Annotated in this window: 9 protein-coding genes; all 9 read right to left on the reverse strand. The window is 42.9% G+C overall.

Features of this window, described 5'->3' with window-relative positions; translation table 11 throughout:
* Window positions 1–204: 204 nt before the first annotated feature.
* The 9 genes from AACQ17_RS09770 to AACQ17_RS09810 all read right to left on the reverse strand — a co-directional run bounded on the left by AACQ17_RS09770 (window position 205) and on the right by AACQ17_RS09810 (window position 14157).
* Window positions 205–747, reverse strand: coding sequence for a cell division protein ZapC (locus AACQ17_RS09770; protein ID WP_010320557.1), 543 nt, complete (start codon window positions 745–747; stop codon window positions 205–207).
* A 189-nt stretch (window positions 748–936) separates the two neighbouring features.
* A complete protein-coding gene (gene pyrD / locus AACQ17_RS09775) occupies window positions 937–1947 on the reverse strand; it encodes a quinone-dependent dihydroorotate dehydrogenase (RefSeq protein ID WP_013856910.1) in 1011 nt (336 codons plus the stop codon).
* A 45-nt stretch (window positions 1948–1992) separates the two neighbouring features.
* On the reverse strand, window positions 1993–6834 hold the full coding sequence (locus AACQ17_RS09780; RefSeq protein WP_017044697.1) for an NAD-glutamate dehydrogenase: 4842 nt from the start codon (window positions 6832–6834) through the stop codon (window positions 1993–1995).
* Between the two features lie 182 nt (window positions 6835–7016).
* Entirely contained in the window at window positions 7017–7235 is a 219-nt protein-coding gene (locus AACQ17_RS09785) for a DUF2835 domain-containing protein (RefSeq protein WP_013856912.1), read from the reverse strand.
* Between the two features lie 65 nt (window positions 7236–7300).
* Entirely contained in the window at window positions 7301–9907 is a 2607-nt protein-coding gene (gene pepN, locus AACQ17_RS09790) for an aminopeptidase N (RefSeq protein ID WP_094147253.1), read from the reverse strand.
* A gap of 210 nt (window positions 9908–10117) precedes the next feature.
* Complete coding sequence (locus tag AACQ17_RS09795) at window positions 10118–10801, reverse strand: hypothetical protein (RefSeq protein WP_094147252.1); 684 nt, start codon at window positions 10799–10801, stop codon at window positions 10118–10120.
* A 141-nt stretch (window positions 10802–10942) separates the two neighbouring features.
* Window positions 10943–12937, reverse strand: a complete 1995-nt coding sequence (prc, locus tag AACQ17_RS09800) for a carboxy terminal-processing peptidase (RefSeq protein ID WP_094147816.1) — start codon at window positions 12935–12937, stop codon at window positions 10943–10945.
* Between the two features lie 17 nt (window positions 12938–12954).
* A complete protein-coding gene (gene proQ, locus AACQ17_RS09805) occupies window positions 12955–13584 on the reverse strand; it encodes an RNA chaperone ProQ (RefSeq protein WP_017044692.1) in 630 nt (209 codons plus the stop codon).
* 99 nt (window positions 13585–13683) lie between these two features.
* The gene (locus AACQ17_RS09810; RefSeq protein WP_017041971.1) at window positions 13684–14157 is read right to left on the reverse strand and encodes a GAF domain-containing protein; all 474 of its coding nucleotides are present in this window, start codon (window positions 14155–14157) and stop codon (window positions 13684–13686) included.
* Window positions 14158–14230: the final 73 nt, after the last annotated feature.

Here is a 14230-nt window from a genome sequence, read left to right on the forward strand (position 1 = left end):
GTCGGCCATTTCTAGCGATGTAGACACTGTTTATAACGTCACTTTTGAAGAAAAAAACATCAGAATCCTGAACAAATCTCACATTTAAGATCGAATTCAGACGGATAGGATTGAGTTGGGGAAAAGCTCTAGGCAAAAAAAATCGGCTATTAAGCCGATGGGAAATGAAACAAAGGAACGAAACGTTGTGCTATTAGGGAAAAGTTAACTCACAAGAGCAACGTGCTCTTCGAGCAAAATATGATTGGCGCAAGCCATACGGTCATGCATAACCTTAATGACCTGTCCGAATTCCAGCTGTTTGGAACCATTCAGTATGAACGCATCCAAATCGACTAAGGCGCAAAGACTAGCGCAGTCCCCTACCTCAAGTACGATGAAATAACCTTGGCTGTAGCCGTTGACCAACCGAACAATGTCACCTTCACTCGGTTCAAAACCGTAGCCTTGATGATCAAAAAACCAACTTTTAGGCTGGACAGGTTTATGAAAACGCTTAGCGGCAACACAATAGAGTGCTAATTCGGCTTGTCTTGGCTCACTTAAACCTAAATAGGCAATTTGCTCTTTGTAGGTTTGGAAAGCACTCGCATCATCGACTGAAAAATGATTCTCAGCAAAAGCACAATCGACGAGCAGATTACGGTAAAGATTGGTCTTAAAAACCATCTCATCACCAAGGTACAACATCAGGCAGCTTTCGCTATCTGAATAATACCAACTCCATTTGTCACTTGGTTTAAGCATCGTTCCACTCTCTAATTTTAATGAATTATCAAACTATTAGGTAAAACGCTTAATTACCTTTGCCAGCTAGTGAATGTAATTTTAAGAACAGAAATATAAAAAAAAAGAGGAAATGAATAACTCATTCCCTCTTACTTTGACCCAGTCACTTTTTATTTTTCTGAGTAAATACCTTTAAATCGCACTTATTTACAGGTTCTTGACAATATCTCTCACTAAGCCTGGGCCGTGGTAAATGAATCCTGAATAGACTTGTACTAGTTTCGCGCCCGCCAACATTTTTTCTTTTGCAGCGATACAAGAATCAATACCACCCACTCCAATAATGGGCAGCTTATCACCCAACTCTTGGTACAAGCACTTAATCACTTCAGTACTTCTTGATTGAACAGGACGGCCACTTAACCCACCCGCTTCATTCGCGAATTTCATACCTTCCACCAGCGACCGATCCAATGTGGTATTAGTCGCGATAACGCCATCAATATTATGCTTGAGTAACGATTGGCAAATTTGTTTAAGTTCGTCATCAGAAAGATCGGGAGCGATCTTTAATGTTAGCGGAACGTATTTATTATGCAGCTTAGCCAATTCAGATTGCTTCGCTTTCAGTACGGCAAGCAAATCATCCAATGCTTCACCATATTGTAACGTTCGTAACCCAGGAGTGTTGGGGGATGAAATGTTCACTGCTATGTAACCAGCATATGGGTAGACTTTCTCCATACAAATAAGATAGTCATCTGCCCCATTTTCAATCGGTGTATCTTTATTCTTTCCAATGTTGATACCGATAATGCCGTCATATTTAGCTTTCTTAACGTTCTCAACCAGGTTGTCGACACCTAAGTTGTTAAAGCCCATTCGATTGATAATACCTTCCGCTTGGATCAAACGGAATAAACGCGGTTTATCGTTACCAGATTGAGGACGTGGAGTCACGGTACCAACTTCGACAAAACCAAACCCCATTGCACCAAAAGCTTCTATGCATTCCCCATTTTTATCTAGGCCAGCGGCCAAACCTACAGGGTTTTTAAAAGTTAAACCCATGCATTCGACTGGGCGATTGGGTAAGTGTTGACGATAGAAGAGATCAAGAGGAGTGCCTGTGAAACGTTTAAAGTTTTCAATGGCGAGATCATGTGCCTTTTCGGCATCAAGTTGAAAAAAGCCAGTCCTGGCTAAGCGGTAGAGCATTGTGCCTCCGAAATAAAAAGCCCCGTATAAACGGGGCGTTATTATTTACTCATTTGCCGCACAATTCAAATTTAAAAGTACTAATTCTCTTAATGCTACTGAGAATTTTGCAAATTCATGTACTGCACCAACTTTAAATTCGTTGAGGATACTCTCCCAGCGCATTAAGGATACTTCATTACTAGCAATCCATTCATCCAGTGCTTTCATTACATCGAGTTCTTCTGGCGCACAAGTACAATTCAATACTTGCGCAGTGAGTTGACGCTGCTGCCAGTCTAAATCTTCACGGAATGCAGCGCGAGCTAGTGCTTGCCAGTTGTTATCCACCGCTTGACCGTTAATCTGTTTTAAGAACCAGTGCAGTGATAAACGATCACCTAAGTTAAAGTAAAGCTTAGCTGTCTGAGCAACGGTCTTACCTTTATCACGTGCCACTGTGGATATATCCAGTGCTGAGTACAGGCTTGATAAACGAGCAACGTAATTCGCCAGTTCTGAGTTAATGCCTTTATCAATCCAGACTTGAGCCATGGCATTATGCTCTGCAACCTCTTCAGCAACGAGCATATTGTCTAGTTCAGCGGAAACGGCATTGACGTCAGTTTGATAAAGCGCAATCAAATCTTTGACCGATTGTTTGCCTGAACGATTACGCAGCAACCAACGAGATAAGCGGCGTAAGGTTCGGCGTACTAAGAAGATCACATCGTACTGTGCATCTGCTTCTGCTTTATTGTCGAGTAAACGAACCTGCTCAAGAACACGGCCTAAGCCATAGATTTCTCTTGCCGCAGTGTAAGCATTGGCAATATCGACAACATTCGCACCAGTCTCTTCTTGAAGACGGGTCACGAAATTACATCCCATTTCGTTCACCATCTGATTGGCCAGAGCCGTAGCAATGATCTCTGCACGAAGTGGATGCTGTTGCATGTGCTGAGAATAGTTACGACGTAACTCAGTAGGGAAATAGTTGATCAACTGCTGTGAATGGAATTCATCGTGAGAAATCTCTTCACAAGCCAATTCCTCTTTCAACACCATTTTGCCGTATGCCACTAATACCGATAGCTCCGGACGGGTTAATGCAAATCCCTGCTTCTCACGCTCAAGCAAAGTTTCATCATCTGGAATGTATTCCAATGCTCGGTCAAGGTGCCCTGCTTTTTCCATAGCATGGATGAAACGAATCTGCTCTTTAACTAACGATACACCCTGTTGCTCAGTGACAGAAATAGCTTCAGATTGAGCGTAAGCATCTTCAATAACGATGCCTCCTACTTCGTCTTCCATCGACTCTAAGATCTGATTACGTTGTTTGACGGTAAGATCACCATTCGCCACCAAGCCATTCAAGAAGATCTTAATATTAACTTCATTATCCGAGCAATCGACGCCGCCAACATTATCAACAAAGTCGGTATTAACACGACCACCAGTTAATGCATACTCAACACGTCCAAGTTGAGTCATACCTAAGTTACCACCTTCACCGATCACTTTTGTGCGAAGATCGCGTCCATCAATTCTTAGAGCATCGTTAGCGCGGTCACCTACATCAGAATGGCTCTCTTTCGATGATTTAACATAGGTGCCGATGCCGCCGTTCCACAGAAGATCCACTTCCATTTTCAAGATCATTTTAATCAGCTCATTAGGCGCAACAGAAGCCTTCTTAGTGCCGATCATTTTTTGAATTTCAGGCGTTAAGGTGATCGATTTCGCTTTGCGAGAGAAGATACCACCACCTTTTGAGATCAACTTTGCGTTGTAATCTTCCCAGCTAGATCGTGGCGTGTTGAATAAGCGATTACGCTCTTCCCAACTTTTTGCTGAATTTGGTGTTGGATCGATGAAAATATGCAAATGGTTAAACGCTGCTTGCAAACAGATGTGTTTAGACAGCAGCATACCATTACCGAACACATCTCCAGCCATATCGCCGATACCAATCGCTGTGAAATCTGTGGTTTGGCAGTTAATGCCCATTTCACGGAAGTGGCGCTTGACTGACTCCCATCCCCCTTTTGCTGTAATCCCCATGGCTTTATGGTCGTAACCATTTGAACCACCAGAAGCAAAAGCGTCACCTAGCCAGAAATTGTATTCTGCTGACACTGAGTTAGCCAAATCGGAAAATGTTGCTGTCCCTTTATCCGCGGCTACAACTAAGTAAGGGTCATCTTCATCATGACGAACGACATTTTTAGGTGGAACGACTTCGCCTTCAATAATATTGTCGGAAACATCGAGTAATGCACGAATAAAACGTTTATAGCAGCGTTGTCCCTCGGCAAAGATCTCATCACGCGTGGTAAACATGTGCTGTTTCTTACACACAAAACCACCTTTTGCTCCCACAGGAACAATAACGGTATTTTTTACCTGTTGCGCTTTCACTAACCCTAGAATCTCGGTACGGAAATCTTCTTGGCGATCAGACCAACGTAATCCGCCACGTGCTACTTTACCACCACGTAAATGAACACCTTCAATATCAGGCGCATAAACGAAGATTTCGAAAGCCGGCACAGGAGCTGGAATTTCAGAAATCTCTTTCGGTTTCATTTTTAAAGAAAGCCAAGGTTTGATCTGATTGTTTTCATCCAGCTGGAAGTAGTTAGTACGGATCGTCGCACTGATCATCTCCATATAACGACGAATAATACGATCATCATCCAAGCTATCAACACGATCTAACTCTTCAGTAATAGCGTTGATAAGATCCGTTTGCCCTTTTTGAGCCCCTTTGTGTTTAGGATCAAACCGCTTTAAGAATAGTTCCACCAGCCCTTTTGCTACATCTGGATAATGGCTGAGTGTATCTTCAATATATTGTTGACTGAATGGGAAACCCACTTGGCGCATGTAACGCGCATAAGCACGAAGAATCGATACTTCGCGCCCAGTTAATGAAGCACCGAGTACTAGTCGGTTGAAGCCATCACTCTCTAATTCACCAGCCCAAATAGCCGCAAATGCTTGTTGAAAACGATCTCTCGCTTCTCGAAGATCGACACTCTTATCGCTCTTATGCAGCATTGAGAAATCTAAGATCCAATACGTTTGTCCATTTAACTTGCGTACTTCATAAGGTGACTCTCCGATCACCCTCAGCCCTAAGTTTTCCAACATCGGCATCACATCAGAAAGATGGATTGGCTCGTCGCGGTGATAGAGTTTTAAGCGCACCGCTTTTGAATCGGCCGCTTCTTCTTGTGGGCGATAGAACAACATGCCGAGTTTGTGCTCTTCATCTAAGGCTTCCAATCGCTGGATATCATCCACCGCTGAACCCGGCATCATGTCTTCTTTGTAAGAACGAGGGAATGCGCGCATGTATTCTTTCGATAATGGCAGTCCTTTACTCTCTCCAAAGTTTGCTACGATCGCATCTGATAAACGATCATCCCAAGTTGATGATGCTTCCATTAAATTTTGCTCTACCGTTTTTACATCGACATCCATGTTGTTATTATCAACACGTACGATGTAGTGTGTTCTTGCCAATGGGCTTTCTGAAAAATAAGTGGTGAACTCAACATCTTGCTCACAACCAAAGTACTGTTTGAAAATTCGTTGCGTTTGGCGGCGAAGCTCGGTGTTATAGCGCTCTTTGGTCACATAGACCATGCAGCTGAAGAAACGACCAAACGGGTCTTTACGAACAAACAGACGCAGCAAATCCCTATCTTGCATTTGCACTACGCCCATCCCAACTTCTAGCATCTCTTCTTCACGTGCCTGCAGTAACTCATCACGAGGATAGTTTTCTAGAATATTGTGCAGCGCTTTATAGGAATACGAGCCTGCACGATAACCGCTGGCTTTTAGGATACGTTCTACTTTTTCGCGGATCAGCGGAATAGTTTCGACACTTTGGTTATACACCGCCGAGGTATATAGGCCAGTGAAACGATGTTCACCGATCACTTTACCTGCTTTGTCGAACTTTTTAACGCCGATATAATCGGTATAAGCTGGGCGGTGGATACGTGATTGGGTATTGCCTTTAGTGACAATCAATAAAAAAGGCTTTTTGGCTTCAAGGCGCGCGGAATCAGGAAAGTCAGATAATTTTACGCTGCGTACACGTTTTGAATCAGAAAATAAACCCAACCCTTTTTCTGCTGTTGGTCTCAGTTCAGTATCGCCTTCGACCGTCACGAGGTCGTATTCTTTGTATCCCATGAACGTGAAATTATGATTTCCCATCCACTTTAAGAATTTGATGGTTTCTTCATAACGATCACTTTCTACAGGAATGAACTCTTTTTGTGTCTCCAATTGCGCAATCACTTGCACCAGTTTTTCTGACATTGGTTGCCAGTCTTGCACCACTAAAGCTGTATCGCTCAGAATACTAAGCAACTCATTTTTCAACTGTGTCATCGCTTCTTTGCTGCTAAGGCGATCGACTTCAATATGAAAAAGAGATTGCAGAACACCCTCACCTTGGTTTACCGAAGTAATAACACCGTTATCGGTGCGCGAGATTTGCGTTGGACCATTGAGCATGAGGTGTGACGATAAATCCAAACGGCTGAGCGCCATTTTAATGGAGTCCACAAGAAACGGACTATCAGGGATTACTATTTCAACAATCGTGTGCGTTGACTGCCAACCTTGGCGGCTTACTGTCGGGTTAAATACCCGCACTGAACGCTCCTCTGGGTTTTTCTCGTTAATATGGTGCCATAGGCTAACTATCGCACCATATAAGTCAGATTCATTACGTTCAGTCAGATCATCTTTCGAAATGTTACTAAATAGATGTTGAGCAAGTTGGGTCACGAGCGGTTGATGAGCAAGATCGAGTTTGTCTTGAATCAGTTTGTACACTTTTTCAAGCAGAACTGGCACTAAAGTTTCACGCGCAGTCATAGTAGACTCCAAGATTATTATTTTTGTAGGGTATGCGGTAAGCATAGCGCTTACCATTGGTAATGCTTGCTTTATTGTAAAAGCTTTATTGACAAATAGTTAACAGTTTTAGGGCAGGTCTGAGGTGAAATGTTTGAGAATGTGATTAAGATTCCTATTTAAATATCTAAAAAATCAGCGGCTCACAGAGTTTCTAACTTTACAAACTTGTTATTTTGGTCAGTTGTCAGCCGAAATCGACCTTTTACTCCAATTTGGCTAAGAAATGGACGAAATCGAGACGCGGGTAGCTGAAGGCGTAAACCTTGATCTGTGTAGACTTGTACAGAGCTTGCTACACCAGAATAGTGCGCTAAGTAAGTTTGATAAGAAATATTGAGAGTAAAATAGTATTGCTTCATAGCCGTTAACCAAAATAGAGCGAGGAGACGTATCTATCACCTCGCTCTTAGTAGAGTTAAGATCCTTAAGATTCGAGCGCTTTTGTTACTTTTTCAAAGAGATCCAGAGCTAAATTATCCATTGACTTCAAAGTCTCCAACTCCGATTTCATCATTGCTTGACGAGTTTCATCGTAGAGCCTGAATTTAAGTAAAGGATCAATTAAACGCGACGCAACTTGGGGGTTACTATCATTGAGTTCACGCAGTATCTGCCCTGCAAAACGGTATCCCTCACCCGATTTTGCATGGAAATTAACTGGGTTTGCGCTGAGGAATGAACCAATTAAACTACGAGTACGATTTGGATTTTTTAAGCTAAATGCTTCATGTTTCATGGTTTGTTGAATGGTATCCAAAACACTTGGTGCGGGGTTAGTCCCTTGCAGTGCAAACCATTTATCCATCACCAATCCATCGTGTTTCCATTTATTGCTGTAATCATCCATCAGTGCTTGACGGCACATAAGCTGTGCACTATTCGCAGCGCTCATAGCGGCGATGGTGTCAGTCATGTTGTTGGCGCTGTGATACTGAGCCAGCACCAAATCATTGCCTTGGTCGGTATAAGCTAAATAAGCAAGGCAAGTATTGCGCAATGCTCGTTCACCAATTGCACTGTGTTCAATGCTGTATGCTGTCTGTTTTAAACTGTGGTAAACCGCATTGAGCTCGTCTTGCAATGCGTTAGCAAGCTGTACTTTCATCGCTTTAAGTACGGTCGCTATTGCATCAACATCCACACGTTTATACCAACCTGAAACCTCATTATGGCTAGGTAATGAGAGCATTTCCGCAATAAAAGCAGGCTCTAGAGCCTCACTCAGTAACACACCACGGAATGCATCAACTACCGATTCAGGCAAATCCGCCGCCTTACCCGACTGCACTCCAAACACATTGCTACGGATATATTTGGCTAACAACATTTGGCCTGCATCCCAGCGAGCAAATTCGTTACGAGCATTGACCATCAAGAAGATCAGCTCATCATCACTGTAGTCATACTCCAGTTTCACTGGTGCTGAAAATTCGCGCAACAAGGAAGGGATCGGTTTCTCTGGCACATTTTCAAACACGAAGGTCTGCTTAGCCTGTGTTACGTTCAGTACATTAGAGATTCGCTTTCCGTTACATTGTAACTCAATTACATCACCATGAGCGGTGTATAACTCAACATCAAAAGGAATATGCAGCGCTGCTTTCTCTTTTTGCTCGTGCGTTGGTTCGGTTGTTTGCTCTACGGTTAAGGCATAGGTTTTCTGTTGTGCGTCATATTCAGTGCTCACTGAAACAATCGGTGTACCAGATTGGCTATACCATAAACGGAATTGGGTAAGATCGACGCCTGAAGCATCTTCCATCGCTGCTACGAAATCTTCGCAGGTAGCGGCAGTGCCGTCATGACGCTCAAAATAGAGCTTCATCCCTTTTTGGAAATTCGTTTCACCCAATAACGTATGCATCATACGAATCACTTCACTGCCTTTTTCATAGACAGTTAATGTATAGAAGTTATTCATTTCTATCACTTTATCGGGACGAATTGGGTGTGACATTGGGCTGGCATCTTCAGCAAATTGTGGCCCGCGAATAATGCGCACATTATTAATGCGATTCACGGCTCTCGACCCTAAATCAGACGAAAATTCTTGGTCACGGAATACCGTTAGGCCTTCTTTTAAGCTTAATTGGAACCAATCACGACAAGTGACGCGGTTACCAGTCCAGTTATGGAAATATTCGTGGCCAATCACCGCTTCAATACCTAAATAATCAGTATCGGTAGCGGTTTTTTCATTGGCTAACACAAACTTAGAGTTAAAAATGTTGAGCCCTTTATTCTCCATCGCACCCATGTTGAAAAAGTCAACGGCAACGATCATGTAGATGTCGAGATCATACTCTAAACCGAAGCGTTCTTCGTCCCACTTCATTGCGTTGATAAGTGATGTCATCGCATGAGAAGCGCGGTCGAGGTTACCTTTATCAACAAAAATCTCGAGGGCAACATCGCGACCAGACTTGGTTTTATATTGATCACGTAATACGTCAAAATCACCCGCAACGAGAGCAAATAAGTAAGCAGGTTTCGGATGTGGATCTTGCCACTTCACCCAATGACGCCCTTCTGTAAGATCGCCATGTTCGATACGGTTACCGTTACTTAATAAAAATGGGTAATCTTTTTTGTCAGCAATCACGGTCGTTGTGTATTTTGCAAGAACGTCTGGACGATCGAGGAAGTAAGTAATGCGACGGAAACCTTCCGCTTCACACTGAGTACAGAACGCACCCCCCGATTTGTATAACCCTTCTAGTGCGGTATTCGCTTCAGGGTTAATCAGTGTCACGATCTCCAATTCAAACTCTTGAGGTAATGATGAGATCGAGAGCCCGGTTTCAAGCAGCTGAAAATCTTGCCATTCGGTGCCATTCACTTTGAGCGATTTCAGCTCAAGGTTTTCACCATCCAGCACCAATTGGTTACTCTCTTTTTGCTGCTTAACGTGAGAAACGGCAGTCACTGTGGTGTTGGTATCAAAGAGATCGAATGTTAATTCGAGATCCGTAATGGTATGTGATGGAGATTGATAATCTTTGCGATACTTGGCTTGGGGTGTATGAGCCATGTCGGAATCCTTGTTGACGGAGTGAAATGTGACGTTTTTGATAAACATTCAGTAAGATGGCTATAGATCTAAGGCTTGTTATCATTAATAACAACCCCTCAAACCGAAAAACGAGGCATTTTAGACAAATACCCCGTTATTTCGCTGACAATTTACCCATATATCAACAGATTTCACTCATTGCCTTTCTTATGATAGAAGATTGCAAGACTACGGATTTACTCGCGCTAAAACAGCCGACATGGAACCATTTTCCACCTCTAACGTTAACATATCGCTAACAAGCGTATAGCGGGTATCATGTTCTCCGTCTTCATAAAGGAGCACCAAATGATCACCTTCTGTGTAGTACACCCCTTTATGGATCGATTCGTTACCATTAGCACCACTTACTCTGAACATAAATACAAAATCCGGCTGTAAAACGAGATCAAGTTGGTTAATGTCGGTTGCTATCGCATCTTCACCAAATACCCGTTTGCTAGACCACACCCCTGCCAACGCATTTGGTAAAGCTTTAGTGAACATAATGCCGTTTAAGTTGAGCATGTTGTGGTTCACTTGGTATTGATAAACTTGAGGTTGCGATGAATTAAGCCCCAAAATCAAGCTGTTATCGCTGGCGTCAAATTCACCTTCCCAGTGCTCCACATTATAATTTTTCTTTTGAATATCGATCTTGAAACGATAATTCGATTCCAAGGTCAGTTTAATAGAACGAAAATCATCGGAAGAAGTGTCAGGATTGGGGTTAAGTAGGTACCAATCACCAAGTAAAAAAGGGAGATCAAACTGAGTTAAGTCTTGATGAGTCTGCGTACCACTACTTTGACTTTGTGCCGCACTGGTGCTGATAAGAACAATGCAGGTAAAAATGATGCTTATCCATTTCATAACACGCTCCTCGCTTTTTTCTTAAGCTTAGAACCGGTTGTACGATAAAGCGAAATGTTTGATCTGTATCACGTTATTTATTTGGTTTAAATAAGATCAAAAAAGCGAGCACTAAGGCTCGCTTTTCATTGCTACTGGTTGCTAATTTAGCATATCAACAGTGATCGCCACTGCTTCTTCTAAATAAACATCTGGAGCTTCATAATCTTTAGGTACATCTTGCAAGGTTTTATAGGGCTTCAAACCATTGGCGACTTGTCGCATGTTAATCCGCGCCAAACGCAATTCATCTGCCTTGTCACTTTCTTGCTTACGCACAGATTCATTGAGAGAAATTGTGTTGTCATCTTTCTCCGCTTTATACTTTGCAATATCCTCGTTAATGAAGCCGAACTCCATATCATTGGCAATACGAGCTTGATGCTGCGCAGATAGCTTAGCAATCAGTTTTTCATTAGCTTGTAACTTGTCGTATTTAGCTCGCTCAATTTGATCCCAAGGAAGTGCATTAGGTTCAACGCTCTCACCGGTATCTTTTGCTTCAATCGCAGTGGGTAACGCAATATCAGGCACAACACCTTTATTCTGCGTACTACCACCATCAATACGATAAAATTTCTGAATCGTATATTGAACGTAGCCTAATTCTTTATCAAACAAGTCGTAGATATGATTCAACGAGCGATGCTGTTGAACCGTTCCCTTACCGAATGAGTTTTCGCCAACAATGATCGCTCGTCCATAATCTTGCATTGCCGCTGCAAAAATTTCTGAGGCTGATGCGCTGTAGCGATTCACCAATACCGTCATAGGACCCTGATAACTGATTTTTCCATCCGTGTCACTATTGACGTTTACTCGTCCATAGCTATCGCGAACTTGCACAACCGGACCGCTTTCAATAAATAAGCCGGATAATGCCGTCGCTTCCGTTAATGCACCCCCACCGTTATTACGCAAATCGACGATCACGCCATCCACTTTTTTCTGCTTCAGTTCAGTCAGCAATTTGTCCGTGTCTTGCGCTAAACCGACATAGAAGCTAGGGACTTCAAGCACGCCGATTTTCTTGCCATTTTTCTCGATGATTTTTGATTTAACCGCTCGATCTTCTAAACGAATTTTGTCTCGAACAATAGTGACAACGTGACTTTTAGCGTCTTTACCTTCCGGCAAAACTTGCAACTTCACCTTAGTGCCTTTCGGGCCTTTGATCAGTTGTACGACATCATCTAAACGCCAACCGATAACATCAACCATCTCTTTGCCATCTTGGCCCACACCAATAATACGATCGCCTTCACCCAACTGCTTGCTATTTGAGGCAGGACCACCCGCAACTAACGAACGAATGATGGTGTAGTCGTCGGTCATTTGCAGTACAGCACCAATCCCTTCCAATGAAAGATTCATTTCTGATTGGAACTGCTCGGCATTACGTGGAGAGAGATAACTGGTGTGCGGATCAACTTCACGCGCAAAAGCATTCATATAAAGCTGAAATACATCTTCGCTGTGGGTCTGAGACAGACGTTTGATCGCGTTATTATAACGCTTGCCTAGCGTTTCTTTAATTTCCGGCCACTCTTTACCCGTAAGCTTTAAGTTCAGTGCATCATATTTGACACGTTGCTGCCATAACTTATCGAGCTCGGTTTTATCTTTCGGCCAAGCTGCTTTTGAGCGATCAAGTTCCATCGATTCATCGGCTTCAAATGTAATTTCTTTGTCGAGCAGAGAAAGCGCATATTGAAAACGCTCAAAGCGCTTTTGCATTGATAAGTTATAAACATCAAATGCAATTTGGTTATTGCCAGCCTTGAGTTGATCATCAAGTTGTGTCGACCACGTATGAAAGGAATCAATATTGCTCTGAGTAAAGATATTGCGGTTGTAGTCGAGCAGTTCGAGATAACGATTGAAGATAGCTTGTGAGAAATCGTCATTCAAGTTGAAGTGTTTGTAATGAGAACGAGTAAAACGGGAAGTCACACGCTTACTCGCCGTTTCATGCTGCATTTCTGGGGCAAGAAGAGGTAAATCTTCTTTGCTAAGAGTGGCTTCTAAGGCCTGAACGGATGACGCTGCTAGCCATAGGCCAGCAGCGATCAACGTTAATTTTGAACGGCATTTCATGCGTAGGAATTTCTCCTTTATGCGCGCAAGTGCTCCGCTTTCACAACCATTTGTAGGCCGTTGACAAGTTGAACGCGCACATCTTCCTTATTAACTTCAACAATGGTCGCAGCCATGTTTCCTTTACCCATGTTTACGTTCACTTGTTTGCCAGTGATCATTTCATCAGCATTTAAAGCGCGCGTCTCGACAGGTTTTTCAGCTTTTGGCGCTTTCGCTTGAGGACGACGAGCTTGTGCTTGAGGCTTTTTCGCTTTTGGTTGCTTCGCTTTTGCCTCTTCGCGTGCTTTTTGTCCTTGCTCTTTACGACGAGCCTGTACTCGAGCTTTACTTTCTGCCAATGCGGCTTGTGCGTGCTCTACATGTTCTTCTTCTAACTCTCCACATGGGTTGCCATCAAGGTCAACACGAGTTGCACCTAGTTTAACACCATGTAGATAACGCCATGACGACGTGTATTGTCTTAACGCAGCACGCAGCTGTGTTTTACTTACTTTTGAGTCTTCGTTTAGGCGTTCTGCAAGATCTTGAAAAATACCAATTTTCAAAGGCTTTGCTTCACCTTCTAAAGTAAAGCACTTAGGGAAACATTCAGCAATGTACGCAATAACTTCTTTGCTGTTTTTTAACTTTTCAGTGTTTTCCATGAGGATTCCTGGTTTATGCGGTCTTTCCGCGAGGCATTAAGATAAATATGTTCGGTATTATAGTGACCTAAATGCGAAAAACCACAGGCAATGACCAATTTATGCCTTGTTAGCGTGTGAATTGAGCAGCTTTTCTATCTCAATCATTAATTCTGCCATCCCTTTCTCATCAATTTCAGAAAAACGGCCAATTGTTGGGCTATCAATATCCAATACTCCCACCACTTGACCATTGATAGAAAATGGCACCACCAACTCAGAATTACTCGCAGCATCGCAAGCAATGTGACCAGCAAACTCATGGACATCATAAACACGTTGTATACGGTTAGTCGCCGCCGCTGTACCACACACACCTTTTCCTAAGGGGATGCGTACACAAGCTGGTTTTCCTTGAAAGGGACCGAGAACCAGTTGCTCTTCTTTTATTAGGTAAAAACCCACCCAGTTAAGATCTTCAAGCTCCATGTTAAATAAGGCGCTCAAATTGGCAAGATTAGCGATTAAATCCGTTTCAGATTCAACCAGTGCCACCGCCTGCTTGGTAAGACGGCGGTATTCTTCTATGTTCATATAAACTCAACGACCTTTTGAAAACGGAAGACATCTATTTTTGAACAGCGTACAATTTCTCACACGATAAATA

The organism is Vibrio sp. V10_P2A27P122 (assembly GCF_963874335.1).
GTDB classification, from domain to species: Bacteria; Pseudomonadota; Gammaproteobacteria; order Enterobacterales; family Vibrionaceae; genus Vibrio; species Vibrio anguillarum.

Coding starts and splice junctions, on each gene's coding strand:
- AACQ17_RS09810 (WP_017041971.1), bottom strand. CDS start 14,157: ATGAACATAGAAGAATACCGCCGTCTTACCAAGCAGGCGGTGGCACTG.
- AACQ17_RS09780 (WP_017044697.1), bottom strand. CDS start 6,834: ATGACTGCGCGTGAAACTTTAGTGCCAGTTCTGCTTGAAAAAGTGTAC.
- AACQ17_RS09770 (WP_010320557.1), bottom strand. CDS start 747: ATGCTTAAACCAAGTGACAAATGGAGTTGGTATTATTCAGATAGCGAA.
- pyrD (WP_013856910.1), bottom strand. CDS start 1,947: ATGCTCTACCGCTTAGCCAGGACTGGCTTTTTTCAACTTGATGCCGAA.
- pepN (WP_094147253.1), bottom strand. CDS start 9,907: ATGGCTCATACACCCCAAGCCAAGTATCGCAAAGATTATCAATCTCCA.
- prc (WP_094147816.1), bottom strand. CDS start 12,937: ATGAAATGCCGTTCAAAATTAACGTTGATCGCTGCTGGCCTATGGCTA.
- AACQ17_RS09785 (WP_013856912.1), bottom strand. CDS start 7,235: ATGAAGCAATACTATTTTACTCTCAATATTTCTTATCAAACTTACTTA.
- proQ (WP_017044692.1), bottom strand. CDS start 13,584: ATGGAAAACACTGAAAAGTTAAAAAACAGCAAAGAAGTTATTGCGTAC.
- AACQ17_RS09795 (WP_094147252.1), bottom strand. CDS start 10,801: ATGAAATGGATAAGCATCATTTTTACCTGCATTGTTCTTATCAGCACC.